The organism is Streptomyces sp. NPDC048560, from assembly GCF_040650955.1.
GTDB lineage: Bacteria > Actinomycetota > Actinomycetes > Streptomycetales > Streptomycetaceae > Streptomyces.
The window spans coordinates 1231511-1248015 of the sequence record NZ_JBEZIJ010000001.1 but is presented as its reverse complement, the minus strand read 5'-3'; the positions used below and the strand labels follow the sequence as shown (position 1 = coordinate 1248015).

Genomic DNA, 16505 nt, shown 5'->3' with positions numbered 1-16505 from the left:
CGGGTCAGCCCAGGTCGACCGGGAGTTCGAACAGGTCGTTCTGGGTGACGATCGGCTTGTTGCGGAGTTCGGAGGCCGGCACGGCGAGATCCAGCTCCGGGAAGCGCTCGTAGAGCGCCGGAAGCGCCACCCCCGCCTCCAGGCGGGAGAGGGCCGCACCCGGGCACACGTGCGGGCCGTGACCGAAGGCGATGTGGCGGTTGGGGGAGCGGGTGACGTCGAACTCGCCCGCCGTCGGCCCGTACTGCTCCTCGTCCCGGCCCAGTGCGCCGAACGAGATGATCAGCGCCTCACCCTTCGGGAGGATCCTGTCGCCGACCTTGACGTCCTCGGTCGCGAAGCGGATCAGGACGTGCGAGGTCGGCGTGTTCCAGCGGAGCGTCTCCTCGATCACGTTCTCCCACGCGACCTCGCCGTTCAGCACCCGCTCGCGCTGCTCGGGATGGGTCTGGAGCGCCTGGACGACATTGACGATCAGGCTGATCGTCGTCTCGTGGCCGGCCGCGACGATCAGCTGGAGCGTGTTGACGATCTCCTCGTCGGAGAGCTGGTCACCGTTCTCCGAGGCCGCGATCAGGGCGCTCGTCAGGTCGTCGCCCGGGTTCGCGCGCTTCCCGTCCACGATCTTCGTGAAGAGTGCACCGAGGTCCGCCATCATCTGCGGGACCTTCTCCGGCGGTGTCTGCGTCGAGAAGAACATCTCGAACAGTTCCTTGAGCCGGGGGTGGTCGGCGGCGTCCACGCCCATCAGCTCGCTGATGACGTTCATCGGCAGCGGGTAGGCGAACTCCGCCTTCAGGTCGACGCTCTCGCCCTTGGGGAGCGCCGCGAGGCGGTCCAGGCTCGCGTTCGTCAGCGCCTCGATGCCCGCACGCAGCCGCTCCACCCGCTTCACCGTCAGCGCCTGCGCCACCAGCGTCCGCAGCCTGCGGTGGTCGGCCCCGTCCACCGTCAGCATGGAGCGGCCAGGGTTGGCGAGCCCGATCAGCGGCCAGTCCATGGGTATCTCGCCGCGCTGCCAGGCGCCCCACACGTTGATGTCCTTCACGACACGGCTGTCGGTGAGGAGCGCGCGTGCCGCCGCGTGATGCGTGACGGCGTAGCAGTGCACCCCGCCCGGCAGTTCGACCTCGGCCAGCGGCCCGGCCGCCCGCAGTGCGGCGCTCTCCGCGTCGAGGTCGGTGACGAAGGGGTCGAGGACGATCCGGGTCATTGCTGGCCTCCGAGGGCGGGCGTGGGAGTGAAGCGGACCGGCAGGTCCGTGAGACCGCGCAGCCACGGGGACGGGCGCCGCGTGAGCTGCGCCTCCGGCACCGCGAGGTCGATGTCCGGCAGCCGGTCGAGCAGGACCTCGATGCCGGTACGGGCGATGACCTCGGCGGTCTCCTGCGCGGGGAACGGGCAGCGGTGCTCACCGTGACCGAACGAGAGGAACGCGTTGTTTCCGCCGGTGAGCGCCGAGCCGTCCGTGCGTACCTGCGGGTCGCCGTTGGCCGCGGCGATGCCCAGGAGCAGCAGGTCGCCGGCCTGGATGTGGCGCCCGCCGAGGCGGGTCTCGCGGGCGGCCCAGCGGCCCGCGACGTTCTGGGTGGGGGTGTCCTCCCAGAGCACTTCGTTCATCGCCTCGCCGATGCTGTGCCGGCCGCCCGAGAGCGAGGCGGCGAACCGGTCGTCGGTGAGCATCAGCCGCAGCGAGTTGCCCATCCAGTCGGCGGTCGGCTGGTGGCCGGCGGCCATCATGACCATCAGGTCCTGGGCGATCTCCTCGTCCGAGAAGCCGTCCGTGTTGGCGATCATCCGCGTCACCACGTCGTCGCCGGGCTCGGCGTGCTTGGCCGCCAGCAGTTCGACCATGGACGTGGCGAGATGGATCTGCCCGGCGAGCGCCCGCTCGCGGCCGTCGATCATGTCGTTGATCGAGCCGACGAGCGCTTCTCCGGTCTCGTTGGAGAAGCCGTAGATCTTCGCCAGGACACGGGCGGGGAGGAGCGTCGCGTACTCGGCGATGATCTCCGTACGGCCCGTGGAGCAGAACCGGTCGATGAGGGCGTCGGCGAACTCCTCGGCGTACCGCTTGAGGGCGAAGGGGTCCACCCCCTCCAGTGCCTCGCTGATCATCGCAGCACGCCGGCTGTGCCGTTCGCCGACGGTGTAGAGGATCGACGGCTGCTTGCGGCCGATCATGGGGAGCAGCGGCCAGTCGTCCGGGATGCGGTCCCACTGGTTCCACAGCTCGGAGTCCCGGCTGAACAGCACCGGGTCGCTGGTGACCTGGTGCAGCTCGCGGTAGCCGAGGATCAGCCAGGCGGGTACGTCCCCGTCCAGGACGACCGGGGCCACGGCTCCGTGGTCGCGGCGCATGTCCCGGTACAGCTGGACGGGGTCGGTCTGGAACCGCGGGCCGGACAGCGGCACGGGCAGGGAGGCGGAGCCGTGGGACACGGGGCACTGGGTCACGGGGTGGGCTCCGGAGTCAGGGCGGCAGGGGCCGCCGCCAGGGCCGCCTCGGTGGTGCGGGCGGCAGCCAGCTGCTGAAGGTGCTCGACCAGGGTGATCAGCACGTACTTGCTGGACGAACGGTCCCGGGCGTCGCACTCGACGAGCGGGACGTCGGGGGAGAGGTCGAGTGCCTCCCGTATCTGCTGCTCGCTGTGGAGCGGACCGCCGAAGTCGTTGCACGCGACGATGAACGGCGTCCCGTGGTGCTCCAGCCGGTCGATCGCGTACCAGGAGTCGGACAGCCGCCGGGTGTCCACGAGGACGACGGCGCCGAGGGTGCCGGAGAACAGCCGGTCCCACAGGAACCAGAAGCGCTCCTGTCCGGGGGCGCCGAAGAGATAGAGGACCGAGCGGGCGTCGAGCGTGATGCGGCCGAAGTCGAAGGCGACCGTGGTGGACGTCTTCGACTGCACGCCGTCGAGGTGGTCGACGGCCTCGCCCGCGCGGGTCATGGTCTCTTCCGTGTTGAGCGGACGGATCTCGCTCACGGAACGGACCATGGTGGTCTTGCCGACCCCGAAGCCGCCGACGACGACGATCTTCAGTCCGTTGTCGGCCGTCGCCTGCAGGGCGTCACGGTCAGAGGTTGCGGAGTCCAACGAGCACCTGTTCCAGGATGTCGGGGTCGGGGAGCCGGTCCGCGACACGGGCAGTACGGGGGTGGCGGGCGCTGATCCGGCCGGTGTCGAGCAGATCGCACAGCATGATGCGCACGATGCTGACGGGCAGGTTCAGGCTCGCGGCGATCTCGACGAGCGCATGGGGCCGCTCGCACATCCGCAGGATCGCGACGTGCTCCGACTGCATCCCGGGGGACGGCTCGCACTCGGAGACGACGAGTGTCACCAGGTCGAAGGCGGCCGAGTCGGACCGGCTGCGGCCACCGGTGAGGGTGTACAGCCGGTCCGGATCGTCGTCGCGGCCCGGGCGGCGACGGGGCGCCGCCGTCATACGTCCGCGGTTTCCGCGGCCGCCGCGTGCGCAGCCGCCTCGGCGGGGGTGCGCGGCGGGGCGACGAGGTGTTCGCCGAGCTGCTCGACGAGCTCGCTCATGTTGTGGCCGACGAGGCCGACGTCGGAGTCCTCCGATGCGACGACCGCGAGGTGCGCACCCGCGCCGGCCTCGACGATGAACAGCACGCCGCCGTAGAACTCGGCCATCGCGGTCCGCACGCCGCCGGTGCCGTCACCGAACTCGATGGACGCGCCGTGCGACAGGCTCTGGATGCCGGCGGAGATCGCGGCCAGCTGGTCGGCCTGGTCGACGGAGAGCTCCGGGGTACGGCACAGCTTGAGGCCGTCCCTGGACAGGACGAGGGCGTGCCGGGCGCCGGGCGTGCGGTCGAGCAGCCCCTCCAGCAGCCAGTTGAGCTTCTCGTCGGTGGTCGCGGTCATCGGGTGTTGCCTTCCAGGTGCGGGGAGTTGGCCCGGACCGCCTTGCTGAAGGTGCTGAAGCGGGCTGCCTGGACCTTCGGGTCGGTGGTACGGGGCCTGGGGGTGTCGGCGTCGCCCGAAGAGGCGTTGCCGGTACGGGATTCGGCGGCGGCGAGGGTGCGGCCGCGGCGGCGCTTGGGAAGGCCGCTCTCACCGAACTGCGGGAGCGAGCCGGTCGTCTCCGATCCGGAGGACTGCGGTTCCTGCGGCTCCTCCTGCGTGGCGCCCGTGTCCGCGTCCGGTGTCCGGGCGGGTTCGGGCGCCGGTTCCGGGACCGCGGGCAGGGGTGCGGGTGCGGGGAACTCCGGGGCCGCGGGGACCGCCGTACGCGAGATGAGCTCCTGCGGCAGCATCATCAGCGCGCCCGTGCCACCGCGTGCGGACGGCCTGAAGGAGACGGTGAGCCCGTGCTTGCGGGCCAGCCGGCCGACGACGGCGAGACCGAGCCGGGTGCCGGAGAGGCCGGTGAGGTCCTGGTGCTCGGACGACACGGCGCGCTCGGCGCGGCGCAGCTGTACATCGCTCATCACGAGGCCGCTGTCCTCGACGGTGATGACGATGCCCGCCGGCACCTCCTCGACGTACACGTGTACTTCGGCGGTGGGCGGCGAGAAGTTCGCCGCGTTGTCGAGGAGTTCGGCGAGCGCGTGCATGATGCCCTCGGCGGCGTGCCCGGCGATCGCGACGTCGCTGGTCGAGTGCAGCCGTACACGCTGGTAGCTGCCGATGCGGCCCATCGCTCCGCGCAGGATCGACTCCATGACGATCGGCTTCGCCCAACGGCGGCCGGAGCGCGCTCCGGTCAGCACGGCGATGGAGTCGGCCAGCCGGCCCGCCTGGGCGGTGCGGTGGTCCAGGTACAGGAGGTCACCGAGCACGTCCTCGGCGGTGTGCCGGTGCTCCATCTCCCGGAGGTCGGCCAGCATGCTCGTGGCCAGCGCCTGCATCCGTCCCGCGGCGTTGGCGCAGGCGGCGACGGCCGCGGAACGCTCGGTCTCGCTGCGGGTGGCGCGTGCGGTCAGCCGCTTCACCTCGTCGCCGAGGCGGGCGCGCTCCTCGGCGGCCTCGGCGGTGACCCGGGCCGTCCCGGCGGCAGCCTCGGCGGTGACCCGGGCGGTCTCGGTGGCGGCGGCGGCCCTGATCCGGGCGGTCTCGGCGGTGAAGCGCTGCGCGTCGGCGGCGGACGAGGAGACGAGCCGTGAGGTCTCGGAGGTGAACCGCTGGGCGTCGGCGGCCCGCATCGCGCGCACACCACGTGCGGTGAGCAGGCAGTGGACGGCGACGGTCACCGCGGCGCACAGCAGCACGGCGGCGGAGCCCGCACCCCAGGCGAGTGGGGCCCGCACCGATTCGGGGGCGGCGGCGACCGCCCACAGACACAGGGAACCGGTTACGGCTGCGGAGACCAGCAGGGCGAGTGCGGTCGGCCGGAAAATGGGGCGCAATCGGAGTCCTTGGGGGCGGACGGTACGGGGCGGGGCAATTCGCTTGATGAAGGGCGGAACGTCATAACTGGAGCTGACAATTCCTGATCAAGTCTCGGCAACTATAGGAGAATTGACGACTTGTTTGGGGATTCCTTGTGGTCATTTCTGTTTGGCTTTTCTGTAGGGCCGCCTACGCGCCGGGGCGTTCGGAGCGTGTGCGCCGGGTTGACGGGCGGCGAGATGTGAGGATCTCCCACCGGCCCCGGGCCGGTGGGAGGACCGGGCGGATAGGCTGAGCGACCCGATCGAGGAAGCAGGGAACCGTGGACGCGCAAGGCCGTGGTCGGGGCGAGGCTGTCGACCCCGCTGACCAGTGGGTGCTCAACCCGGACACCGGCGATTACGAACTGCGACTGACTCCGTCCGAAGAGCAACCGGCAGCCCCTTCCGTACCCGGCCGCTCCGAGCGCCGCCGGTCCGGCGGCGCTCGGAGCGCCACGGTCCCCGGCCAGCGGGGACGCCCCGACCCACAGCCGTCCCGGCAGTCCCGCGGACGCTCCTCCCGGCAGCCGGAACAGCAGACCGGGCGCCGCAGGCCCAAGCCGAAGAAGGCCGGCAAGAAGAAGGCGCTCGTCTGGACCGGCGGTGTCACGGCGTTCCTGCTGGTGGCCGTCGGCACCGGCGGCTACCTCGTCTACCAGCACTTCAACGGCAACATCACCGCCATTCCGGACGACGGCGCGGGCACCGGCGGCTTCAGCAAGGACCGGGCGATCAACGTCCTGGTGATCGGCACGGACAAGCGCACCGGCGCGGGCAACGAGGGTTACGGCGACGCGGGCAGCGCCGGCCACGCCGACACGACGATCCTGCTGCACGTCTCCAAGGACCGCACCAACGCCACCGCGCTCAGCATCCCCCGCGACCTGATCACCGACATCCCGGACTGTCCCACCACCCAGAGCGACGGCTCGACGAAGGACATCCCCGGAACGCCGGGCAAGCGGTTCAACGAGAGCCTCGGGCAGTACGACCGCACACCCAGCTGCACCATGCGCACCATCACCGAGCTGACGGGCGTCAAGGCCGACCACTTCATGGTGGCGGACTTCAACGCGGTCAAGACGCTGACCTCCGCGGTCGACGGTGTCGACGTCTGCCTGGCCAAGGACATCGACGACCCCGACTCGCACCTCAAACTCCCCAAGGGCGACCACACCCTCCAGGGCGAGGAGGCGCTGGCCTTCCTGCGCACGCGCCACTCCGTGGGCTTCGGCGGCGACCTGAGCCGCATCGAGATCCAGCAGCAGTTCCTCGGCTCGCTGATGCGGAAGCTGAAGTCCAACGACACGCTCACGAGCCCCACCAAGATGTGGAAGCTCGCCGAGGCCGCGACCAAGGCGCTCACGGTCGACGAGCGGATCAACGACATCAACCAACTGCGCAAGCTCGGCATGGAGTTGAGCTCCGTCGAGATGAAGAACATCACGTTCACGACGGTGCCGGTGATCGACAATCCGGCGGAGACGGTCAAGGCCACCGTCGTCCTGGACAAGACGAAGGCTCCGCAGCTCTTCTCGATGATCCGCGACGACATCTCCCTCACCGAGGTCAAGAAGCAGAAGAAGGCCCAGGCCGAGGCGAAGCTCAAGGGGCCCCGCGCGGCATCGGCGGACGTACGGGTCGACGTCTACAACGGCGGCGCTCCGGCCGGATCCGCGCAGGAGGCCATCGACTGGCTGCAGAACTCGGAGGGCGTCCTGAAGTCCAGCAACAGGGCGAACGCGCCGGAGAAGGTCGCGAAGACGCAGCTCGTCTACGGCCCCGACCAGGCGGACCAGGCCCGCCAACTCGCCGACATCATGGGGCTGTCGGCCGCGGCCCTGAAGCCGACGACGACGGACGCGGGCGAGACGGAACCGATGCGGCTGACCCTGGGCCCGGACTTCACGGCGGCGGGCACCCCGCTGACGGCGCCGTCCAAGGCGCCGAAGGACATCCAGCGTGTGGAAGCCGACAAGCCGGTCTGCGCGAAGTAGCCCTGCCGGGCCCGGGTGTCCGGGTCGCCCGACCGGGTGCGGCCCGCGTGGTCCGGCTGACCGCCGGCGGGGCCGGGTCGGGCGTACCCCCGGCGGCACGGCCCACGCCGCACACTCCGGCCGGACCACCCCGAACGGGGCAACCGACGGGCCGGGGCTCCGCCGGACAGCCCGTCCGGCGCTTGCGGACGAAGGCCCCCGGCCCGAGGACCGGGGCTCCGGAAACCCGAAGGCACGACATGCTGAACCCATGGCCCGACCCCACCTCGCCCGCGCCCTCGCCGCCGCCGTCCGCGGAGAGGTGGACTTCGGTACGTCCGCCCGCGCGCTCACCACCATGGACGCCTCGAACTACCGCCGCGTCCCCCTCGGCACCGTCGCCCCACGCGACGCCGACGACGTCGCCGCCGCACTCGCCGTCTGCCGCGAGCACGACACACCGGTCGTCCCGCGCGGCGGCGGCACCTCCATCGCGGGTCAGGCCACCGGCACCGGCGTCGTGCTCGACTTCACCCGCCACATGCGGGAGATCGTGGACCTGGACCCCCACGCCCGCACCGCCGTCGTCCAGCCCGGCGTGATCCTCGACGACCTGCGCGACGCCGCCGCCCCGCACGGACTGACCTTCGGGCCCGACCCGTCCACCCACAGCCGCTGCACCCTCGGCGGGATGATCGGCAACAACTCCTGCGGCTCGCACTCCGTCGCCTGGGGCACCACCGCCGACAACGTCCTCGACCTGTCCGTCATCCGTTACGGCGGCGAGCGTCTGCGGCTCGGACCGGCGGGGGCCGGCACACTCCAGGGGCTCTCGGGGCTGGTCGACGCCAACCTCGCCACCCTCCGTACGCGGTTCCCCGACCTCCCCCGCCGCATCTCCGGCTACGCCCTGGACGCCCTGCTCCCCGAACACGACCGGGGACGGGGAACAGGCCTCGTCCGCGCCTTCTGCGGCAGCGAGGGCACCCTCGCCGTGCTCACGGAGGCGACCGTGCGGCTCGTCGACGCACCGAAGGCCCGCGCGCTCGCCGTCCTCGGGTACGCCGACGAGTCCGCCGCGGCGGAGGCCGCCCCGGGCCTCCTCCCGTACCACCCGCTCACCGTCGAAGGCATGGCCGCCGACCTCGTACGCGAACCGGCGGGGCTGCCGCGCGGCGGGGCGTGGCTCTTCGTCGAGACGGGCGGCGCCACCACAGCCGAGGCACGCGCGCACGCCGAGCGGATCGTGCGGGCCGGTGGCGCGGACGGCGCCGTCGACGGCGCGGTCGTCACGGACGCCGCGGCCCGGCGCGCCCTGTGGCGCATCCGCGAGGACGCCGCGGGCACCGCCACCCGGATGCCCGACGGCAGCGAGGCATGGCCCGGCTGGGAGGACTGCGCCGTACCGCCCGCCCGCCTCGGCGCGTACCTGCGCGACTTCCGCGCCCTGCTCACCGCGCACGGACTGCGCGGCACGCCGTACGGGCACTTCGGCGACGGCTGCATCCACGTGCGTATCGACTTCGACCTGCTCAGCCCACGGGGCGTGGCCGCCTTCCGCCGCTTCTCCGAGGAACTGGCCTCCCTCGTCGTCGGGCACGGCGGATCGCTCAGCGGGGAGCACGGGGACGGACAGGCCCGTGCGGAGCTGCTTCCACGGATGTACGGGGACGAACTCGTCGGCCTCTTCGGCCGGTTCAAGGACCTCTGGGACCCGGACGGCGGGATGAACCCGGGCATCCTCGTCCGCCCGGCACGGCTGGACGAGAACCTCCGCTTCGACGTGCTGCCGCGCCGGCCGGTCGACGTGGCCTTCGGCTACCCGCACGACGGTGGCGACTTCTCGGCCGCGGTGCGCCGCTGCGTGGGCGTCGCCAAGTGCCGTACGACGGAGGCGGCGGGCGCGGACGTCATGTGTCCCTCGTTCCGGGCGACCGGCGAGGAGGCCCACTCGACCCGGGGCCGGGCCAGGCTGCTCCACGAGATGCTGGCCGGGGAGGTCGTCACGGCCGGCTGGCGGTCCAAGGAGGTCAGGGACGCGCTCGACCTGTGCCTGTCCTGCAAGGGCTGCCGCAGCGACTGCCCGGTCGGCGTCGACATGGCCACGTACAAGGCGGAGTTCCTGCACCACCACTACAAGGGCCGGCTGCGTCCCGCGGCGCACTACGCGCTGGGCCGGCTGCCCACGTGGCTCCGGGCGGCTGCCCCCTTCGCGGGCGTCATCGGCGCGCTGGCCCGGATCGGCCCCCTCGTCGCGCTGGTGAAGCGGCTGGCGGGTATCGCCCCGGAACGGGCCCTGCCGGTGCCGGCGCGGGAACGGTTCGGGCGGTGGGTGCGAAGGCGCCGGCCGAAGGGCACGGTGATCCTGTCGAACGACGAGGTGGTGGTGCTGTGGCCCGACACGTTCACCGAGTACCTCTCGCCGGAGGTGGGCCGGGCGGCGGTGCGCGTCCTGGAGGCGGCGGGCAAGACCGTGCTGCCCCCGGACCGCGGGGTGTGCTGCGGGCTCACCTACGTGTCGACGGGCCAGCTCGACCGGGCCCGCAAGGTCATGCGCCGCACGCTGGACCGGACGGGCGCGTTCCCCGGCGGTCCGGTCGTCGTGCTCGAACCGAGCTGCGCCGCCACGCTCCGTACGGACCTGCCGGAGCTGCTTCCCGACGACCCGCGCGCCGCCGGACTGGCCGCATCGGTGCGCACCTTCGCGCAGTACCTGGAGGAGTACGCGCCCGACTGGAGCCCGCCGCGCCTCGACCGTCCGGTGGTCGGCCAGACGCACTGCCACCAGCACGCCGTCCTCGGTGACGCGGCCGAACGCCGGTTGCGTGAACGGGCCGGTCTGGCCGGGGAACTGAGCGGCGGCTGTTGCGGGCTCGCCGGCAACTTCGGCTTCGAGCGCGGCCACTGGGACGTGTCGGTGGCGTGTGCGGAGGAGCGGCTCCTGCCGTCCGTACGGGCGGCGGCGCCCGGTGCGGAACTCCTGGCCGACGGCTTCTCGTGCCGTACGCAGCTGGACCACCTGGCGGGCAGGCGTGCGAGGCACCTGGCGGAGGTGCTGGCGGAGGGCCTGGACAGCTGAGCGCGGATGCCCGCGGGGCGGCGGCCCCGCGGGCATCCGCAGCCGGTTCCAGGGCGCTGAAACCGTCGTGAAACCGCGCTGAATGCGCCCTGCCGCAAGCTCTGCGGCATGAACACAACGACAGCGCACTCACTCGCCATCGCGGCCAAGGGGCTGCGAAAGGCCTACGGGGAGAAGACGGTCCTCGACGGCGTCGACCTCCACGTTCCGGCGGGTAGCGTCTTCGCCCTCCTCGGCCCGAACGGTGCCGGCAAGACCACGGCCGTCAAGATCCTCTCGACCCTCATCAGCGCCGACGCCGGCGAACTGCACGTCGGCGGCCACGACCTGACGACCGACGCGCAGGCCGTGCGTGCCGCGATCGGTGTCACCGGACAGTTCTCCGCCGTGGACGGGCTGATCACCGGCGAGGAGAACATGCTCCTCATGGCCGACCTGCACCACCTGCCCAGGGACGAGGGCCGACGGGTCGCCGCGGACCTCCTCGAACGCTTCGACCTGGTCGACGCCGCGAAGAAGCCGGTCTCCAGCTACTCCGGCGGCATGAAGCGCCGCCTGGACCTGGCCATGACCCTGGTCGGCGCCCCCCGGATCATCTTCCTCGACGAACCGACCACCGGCCTGGACCCCCGCTCACGGCACAACATGTGGCAGATCATCCGGGGGCTGGTCTCCGGCGGCGTCACCGTCTTCCTCACCACCCAGTACCTGGAGGAGGCCGACGAACTCGCCGACCGCATCGCCGTACTGCACGACGGCAGGATCGCCGCCCAGGGCAGCGCCGAGGAACTCAAGCGGCTCATCCCCGGCGGACACGTCCGACTGCGGTTCGCCGACCCGGACTCCTACCAGAACGCCGCCGTCGCCCTGCGCGAGACCACCCGGAACGACGAGGCACTGACGCTCCAGATCCCGAGCGGCGGCAGCCAGCGCGAACTGCGCGCCATCCTCGACTGGCTCGACGCCGCCGGCATCGAGGCCGACGAACTGACCGTGCACACCCCCGACCTCGACGACGTGTTCTTCGCCCTGACCAGCTCCACCGTGCCCAGCCAGGCCGACCAGGCCGACCAGACCAAGGAGAACGCCCGATGAGTACCCTCTCCCTCGCCGTCCGCGACTCCTCCACGATGCTGCGCCGCAACCTGCTGCACGCCCGGCGCTACCCGTCCATGACGCTGAACCTCCTGCTCACGCCGATCATGATGCTGCTGCTCTTCGTCTACATCTTCGGCGACGTGATGAGCGCGGGCATCGGCGGCGCCGACCGCTCCGACTACATCGCCTACATCGTTCCCGGCATCCTCATGATGACCATCGGCTCCACCGTGATCGGTGCGGCGGTATCCGTCTCCACCGACATGTCCGAGGGCCTCATCGCCCGCTTCCGCACGATGGCCGTCTACCGGGGCTCGGTGATCGTCGGGCACGTCGTCGGCAGCGTGCTGCAGGTCCTCGCCAGCCTGGTCCTCGTCGGCGCCGTCGCCGTCGCCATCGGCTTCCGGTCCACGGACGCCACCGCCCTGGAATGGCTCGCCGCGTTCGGACTGCTCGCGCTGTTCGCCACGGCACTCACCTGGATCGCGGTCGGCATGGGCATGGCCAGCCCCAACGCCGAGGCAGCCAGCAACATGGCCATGCCCCTGATCCTGCTCCCGCTCATCTCCAGCGCCTTCATCCCCGCCGACACCATGCCGGGCTGGTTCCGGCCGATCGCCGAGTACCAGCCCTTCACCCCCGCGATCGAGACCCTGCGCGGCCTGCTGCTCGGCACCCCGATCGGCAACGACTGGTGGATCGCGGTCGCCTGGTGCGTCGCACTGATCGCGCTCGGCTACCGCTGGTCGATGGCCCAGTTCAACCGCGACCCGAAGTGAGCGCGCGGGCTGCGTCCCGCAGCTCGTCGCGTGCCAGGGCGGCATACTCCGACACCGCGTCGGCGTACGCCGCCCTGTCGGCGTTCTCGGCCGCCTGCCGGGCGCGGTCCGCCGACATCGTCGGCTGGAAGTCGCGCAGCACCCGCAGCCGTTCGGCCAGCGCCAGCATCCGTACGGCAGAAGCGGCATCGCCGTCGTCGGTGGCGAGCCCCGCCATGGCGAGGGCGTGGAGCACCGTCCCGAGCACGGGCAGTTCCATGGGCGAACCGGACGGACCGGCGAGCAGCGTCCGCAGTCCCTTCCGCAGCCGGTCGACGACCTCCGCGACCGGTTCGAGCCGGCAGGCGTGCGCGTGCGCCGTCACCGCGGCCGACTGGACCTGCAGGGCCCACGGGTCGAGCCAGGGGGTGTCGCTGTGCACCGAGCCGGTCTCGTACGTCCGCTCCACGGCGCCGCGCCACAGTCCGAGCCCGACCTCCGTCAGTCCGCGGGCCAGCGCTATCTCGGCGCGCCCGCCGCGGTCGGGCCGGTAGAAGACATCCTGCTGGGGCGCGTTGTCGCTCTCCGCCTGCCGCAGCCAGAACTCGGCCTCGTCCGGGTCGCCGCGCTGGAGGCAGGCGAGGACGAGGAGCCAGCGGATGAAGATGTAGTCGCGGCCGTCGCCGATCCTGGGCATCACGTCGAGCGTCGCCTTGAGGTGCTCGTACGCCTCCTCGCCCCGCCCTGTCCGCAGGCACAGCTCGCTCAGCCGGGAGTGGCCCATGAGCTGCATGGACGGGTTGTCGACCGGGGCCAGTCCGGTGAGCGTCCGACGAGCCGACGCGAGGGCGCGGTCGATGTCGTGCTCGTACTCCCAGACGTACGTGGCGATGGACTCGGCGACGCCGGCGACCAGCGGCCGGTCGCTGTCGCAGAGCCTCCGCAGTACGTCGTGGTCCGGGGGCAGCATCTCGGGGACCGCGCTCAGCACGACGGCGGCGGCGCGCAGCAGCGTGTCCGGCGGCGCCGTGGGCAGCCGCCGGAGGGTGACGAGCTGGCGCACGGCGGCCGGGCCGTGGCCCATGAACAGCCCCGCGGTGCACACCACCGCGGCGGCCCGGGTGGCTTCGACGTACTCGGGCGCCGGGTGGTAGTGCGACAGCGGCGGACCGGTCTCCGCGGCGAGTGCGGCAAGGCGGGGGAAGTGGGAGTCGGACGACCACAGCGTGGCGAGTACGGCGGTGAGCGCGGCGATCGTGGGGCCGTCCGTACGGTCCAGGGCGTGCCGGAGGGCCAGGACGAGGTTGTCCTGCTCGGCCTTGATCCGCTCACGGGCCGCCTTCGGCTCCGAGCCGAAGAGCACGTCGTGGTTCGCGACCCCGAACTCCCGCGCCCAGAGGAGGAACCGGTCCACGGCCTTCTCGTCCTCACCCGCCTCGGCACGCCGGGCCGCACTGAACTCCCGTACGGTCTCCAGCATCCGGAACCGCACACCGGCCGGCGTCTCGGCGACGGTGATCAGCGACTGGTCGGCCAGCTGCTCCAGCAGGAACAGCGCGTCCTCGCCGAGGACCTGTTCGGCCGCCCCGCCCAGGAAGCCGCCGGGGAAGACGGAGAGCGTGCGCAGTGCCGCCCTGGCGTCCTCGGCGAGCAGGTTCCAGCTCCAGTCCACGACCGCGTGCAGCGTGCGGTGGCGCTCCGGCACGTCGCGGGCACCGCCGCGCAGCAGCGCGAACCGGTCGCCGAGGCGCCGGGCGATCTCCGGCACCGACAGGACCCGTACCCGTGCCGCGGCGAGTTCCACGGCGAGCGGCAGCCCGTCGAGGTGACGGCACAGCTCGGCCACCGCGTCACGCGGCAGCTGCACCCCGGGTCTGGCGGCCCTGGCCCGCTGGGTGAACAGCTCGGCCGAGGTGACGGTGCTGAGCTCCGGCAGCGCGTACACCGCCTCCGACGTGAGACCGAGGGGGGCCCGGCTGGTGGCGAGAACCCGCAGGCCCTTCGAGGACGAGACAAGGGCCTGGACGAGGTCGGCGGCGCCCCGGACGACCTGCTCGCAGTTGTCCAGCACGAGCAGCGCGGGCCCGGGGCCGAGGACGCCGGTGATGCCTGACACCCAGTCGGCCTGCCCGTGGCCGCCCGGGGTGCCGGGCCGTCCCTCGCCCGCGCCGAGCGCGGAGGCCACCTCGGCGGCCACGTCCGCGTCCGCGGTGACACCGGCGAGCGGCACGAAGTACACCACGCGCTGTTCGGCCCCGCGGCTGACGGCGTGCGAGAGCCGGGTCTTGCCCAGGCCGCCCGGGCCCACGACGGTGACGGCGCGTGAGGTGCGCAGCAGCCCCCGTACCGCCGCGACGTCCTCGTCCCGGCCGAGGAGCGGATTCGGCTCGTGCGGTACGCCGTGCCGGACGACCGGGGCCTCGCCGCGCAGCAGCTCCTGCTGCACGGCCCTGAGCCCGGGGCCCGGTTCGGTGCCGAGCTCGTCGCGGAGTTCGCGGCGGTAGGCCTCGTACCGCGTCAGCGCGGCGGACGGGCCCGCCGTCGCCGCCTGGCCGCGCAGCAGTTCGGCGAGTACCTCCTCGTCGCGCGGATGCTCCGACGCGGCCGCGGCCAGCGGTCCGGCCGCCTCCGCGTGCCGCCCCAGCCTGGCGAGCGCGAGTGCCTGCGCGCGTACGAGGGTGCCTCGGACGGGGGCGCGTTCGGCACGCAACGCGCTCACGGGGTCGTCGGTGTCACCCGCCCCGTCGGGGGCGCCCTCCCACAGCGCGAGCCCGGCCTCGGCGGCGGCCAGCGATCCCGCGTGGTCACCGGCCCTGGCCCGGGCCGTGCTCGCGGCGGCGTGCAGGAGCAGGGCGGACGTGTCGACCTGGTCCTCGGCGAGAGCGAGCCGGTAACCGGTGGGCGTACTGGCGATGACGTCGGCGCCCAGCAGCGCCCGCGCCCTGGACACGAGGACCTGCACGGCCTTGGCCGGCCGTTCCGGCAGCTCGTCGGGCCACAGCCCCGCCACGAGCCGCTCGCTGCTGCAGCCCGTGCGCAGGTCGCCCGCGAGCAGCGCGAGAAGGCCGCGGAGGCGGGGCGCGGTCACCTCCTGGCCGCGATGGGCGACACGCGGCAGGAAGGTCAGGTCGGTGGTCACCCGTGCAGGTTAGCCAAGGCGGCGGTGGCCGGAAGCCCGGCTGTGGGCCGAACTCCCCTTGGTCAGATCCGAGTTCCGCCGACGATCTCCCGAGCGAGGGCGGCGAGTTCCGGGAGTGCGGGGTGCCCGGGGGCGTCCCGCCTGGCGAGGAGGACCGGTACGGCGGGGGCGTCGTCGAGCGGCCGGTAGGCGACTCCGGTGTGGGGGTGCATGGCGGCGGTGGACGCGGCGGAGACACCGGAACCGCGGCCCGCCGCGATGGCGGTGAGCCAGTCGTCGGTGTTGGCGACGGTCAGCGTGGCGGCGGGTCTGTCGTGCGGGGGCCAGAGGTCGAGGGTGGTGATGCCGGAGACGGTGTTCAGGACGACGGGGCCGTCCGTCAGGTCGGCGAGCCTCAGTGAGGTGCGGGCGGCGAGCGGGCCGTCCGCGGTCACGGCCGCGACCCGGTCCTCGGTGAACAGCACCTCGGTGACCAGCCCGGGAGTGGCGACCGGCCCTCGTAGGAGTGCCGCGTCGACCTCGCCACGCGTGAGGCCCGCCGTGCGGTCGTCGATCCGCAGCAGTTCGAGCGGGGTCTCGGGGTGGTTCTCCTGCCAGGCCCTGAGCAGCGGGGTGGTGTACGGGCCGAAGGCGGACCAGGCGTGGCCGATCCGCAGTGGCCAGTGGCGCAGCCGGTCCGGGTCGAGCGCCTCGTCGAACGCGGCGACAGCGGCGGCGGCCTTGTCGCGGAAGGCGGTGCCCTCGGGGGTGAGGGCGAGGTGGTGGGTGGAGCGGTCGACGAGCCGGACGCCCAGGTGTTTCTCCAGGGCGGCGAGGGTGCGCGAGACGGCGGGCTGGGTCAGGTGGAGGCGGGCGGCCGCGCGGGTGACGTTGCCCTCGTCCGCGACGGCGAGGAAGGCGCGAAGGTGCCGGAGTTCGATGGTGCGGCCGACGGCGGGTCCCGGGTTCATGCGTGCGGAGCATAACCGGAGCGCAAAAGGCATTTCACGCGAACCGCCCGCCTCTCTACGGTGAAGGGATGAGGCGTACGCGCTGAGTGCAGTATCTTGTATTC

The 16505-nt window shown here is 72.5% G+C and carries 12 protein-coding genes; 4 read left to right on the top strand and 8 right to left on the bottom strand.

All coding sequences use genetic code 11. The annotated features are described in order from the left end of the window. Window positions 1-4: 4 nt before the first annotated feature. From AB0C82_RS05605 to AB0C82_RS05580, 6 genes are read right to left on the bottom strand one after another with little or no spacing between them, the layout of a single operon-like run. The gene (locus tag AB0C82_RS05605; RefSeq protein WP_362836520.1) at window positions 5-1213 is read right to left on the bottom strand and encodes a cytochrome P450; all 1209 of its coding nucleotides are present in this window, start codon (window positions 1211-1213) and stop codon (window positions 5-7) included. Beyond that, window positions 1210-2457 carry a cytochrome P450 gene (locus AB0C82_RS05600; protein ID WP_362836518.1) on the bottom strand — a complete coding sequence of 416 codons (1248 nt, stop codon included), beginning with the start codon at window positions 2455-2457 and terminating at the stop codon, window positions 1210-1212. Before AB0C82_RS05600 ends, AB0C82_RS05605 begins: the two co-directional genes overlap by 4 nt. Beyond that, the gene (locus AB0C82_RS05595; protein WP_362836516.1) at window positions 2454-3098 is read right to left on the bottom strand and encodes an ATP/GTP-binding protein; all 645 of its coding nucleotides are present in this window, start codon (window positions 3096-3098) and stop codon (window positions 2454-2456) included. Before AB0C82_RS05595 ends, AB0C82_RS05600 begins: the two co-directional genes overlap by 4 nt. Continuing rightward, window positions 3079-3450, bottom strand: a complete 372-nt coding sequence (locus tag AB0C82_RS05590) for a DUF742 domain-containing protein (RefSeq protein ID WP_362836514.1) — start codon at window positions 3448-3450, stop codon at window positions 3079-3081. The genes AB0C82_RS05595 and AB0C82_RS05590 overlap by 20 nt, the downstream gene beginning before the upstream one ends. Next, entirely contained in the window at window positions 3447-3893 is a 447-nt protein-coding gene (locus AB0C82_RS05585) for a roadblock/LC7 domain-containing protein (protein ID WP_362836512.1), read from the bottom strand. Before AB0C82_RS05585 ends, AB0C82_RS05590 begins: the two co-directional genes overlap by 4 nt. After that, entirely contained in the window at window positions 3890-5377 is a 1488-nt protein-coding gene (locus AB0C82_RS05580) for an ATP-binding protein (RefSeq protein WP_362836510.1), read from the bottom strand. The genes AB0C82_RS05585 and AB0C82_RS05580 overlap by 4 nt, the downstream gene beginning before the upstream one ends. Window positions 5378-5682: 305 nt before the next feature. Here AB0C82_RS05580 and AB0C82_RS05575 point away from each other — a divergent pair, with 305 nt between their 5' ends. The 4 genes from AB0C82_RS05575 to AB0C82_RS05560 all read left to right on the top strand — a co-directional run bounded on the left by AB0C82_RS05575 (window position 5683) and on the right by AB0C82_RS05560 (window position 12333). After that, window positions 5683-7398, top strand: a complete 1716-nt coding sequence (locus tag AB0C82_RS05575; protein WP_362836508.1) for an LCP family protein — start codon at window positions 5683-5685, stop codon at window positions 7396-7398. Between the two features lie 250 nt (window positions 7399-7648). Next, on the top strand, window positions 7649-10456 hold the full coding sequence (locus tag AB0C82_RS05570; protein ID WP_362836506.1) for an FAD-binding and (Fe-S)-binding domain-containing protein: 2808 nt from the start codon (window positions 7649-7651) through the stop codon (window positions 10454-10456). A 108-nt stretch (window positions 10457-10564) separates the two neighbouring features. Further along, window positions 10565-11551, top strand: coding sequence for an ATP-binding cassette domain-containing protein (locus tag AB0C82_RS05565; RefSeq protein WP_362836504.1), 987 nt, complete (start codon window positions 10565-10567; stop codon window positions 11549-11551). Next, on the top strand, window positions 11548-12333 hold the full coding sequence (locus AB0C82_RS05560) for an ABC transporter permease (protein ID WP_362836502.1): 786 nt from the start codon (window positions 11548-11550) through the stop codon (window positions 12331-12333). Before AB0C82_RS05565 ends, AB0C82_RS05560 begins: the two co-directional genes overlap by 4 nt. Here AB0C82_RS05560 and AB0C82_RS05555 read toward each other — a convergent pair. Both AB0C82_RS05555 and AB0C82_RS05550 read right to left on the bottom strand, forming a co-directional pair. Further along, window positions 12314-15451, bottom strand: coding sequence for a BTAD domain-containing putative transcriptional regulator (locus AB0C82_RS05555; protein WP_362836500.1), 3138 nt, complete (start codon window positions 15449-15451; stop codon window positions 12314-12316). The genes AB0C82_RS05560 and AB0C82_RS05555 overlap by 20 nt on opposite strands. A 62-nt stretch (window positions 15452-15513) precedes the next feature. Next, window positions 15514-16401, bottom strand: coding sequence for a LysR family transcriptional regulator (locus AB0C82_RS05550; RefSeq protein WP_362836498.1), 888 nt, complete (start codon window positions 16399-16401; stop codon window positions 15514-15516). Window positions 16402-16505: the final 104 nt, after the last annotated feature.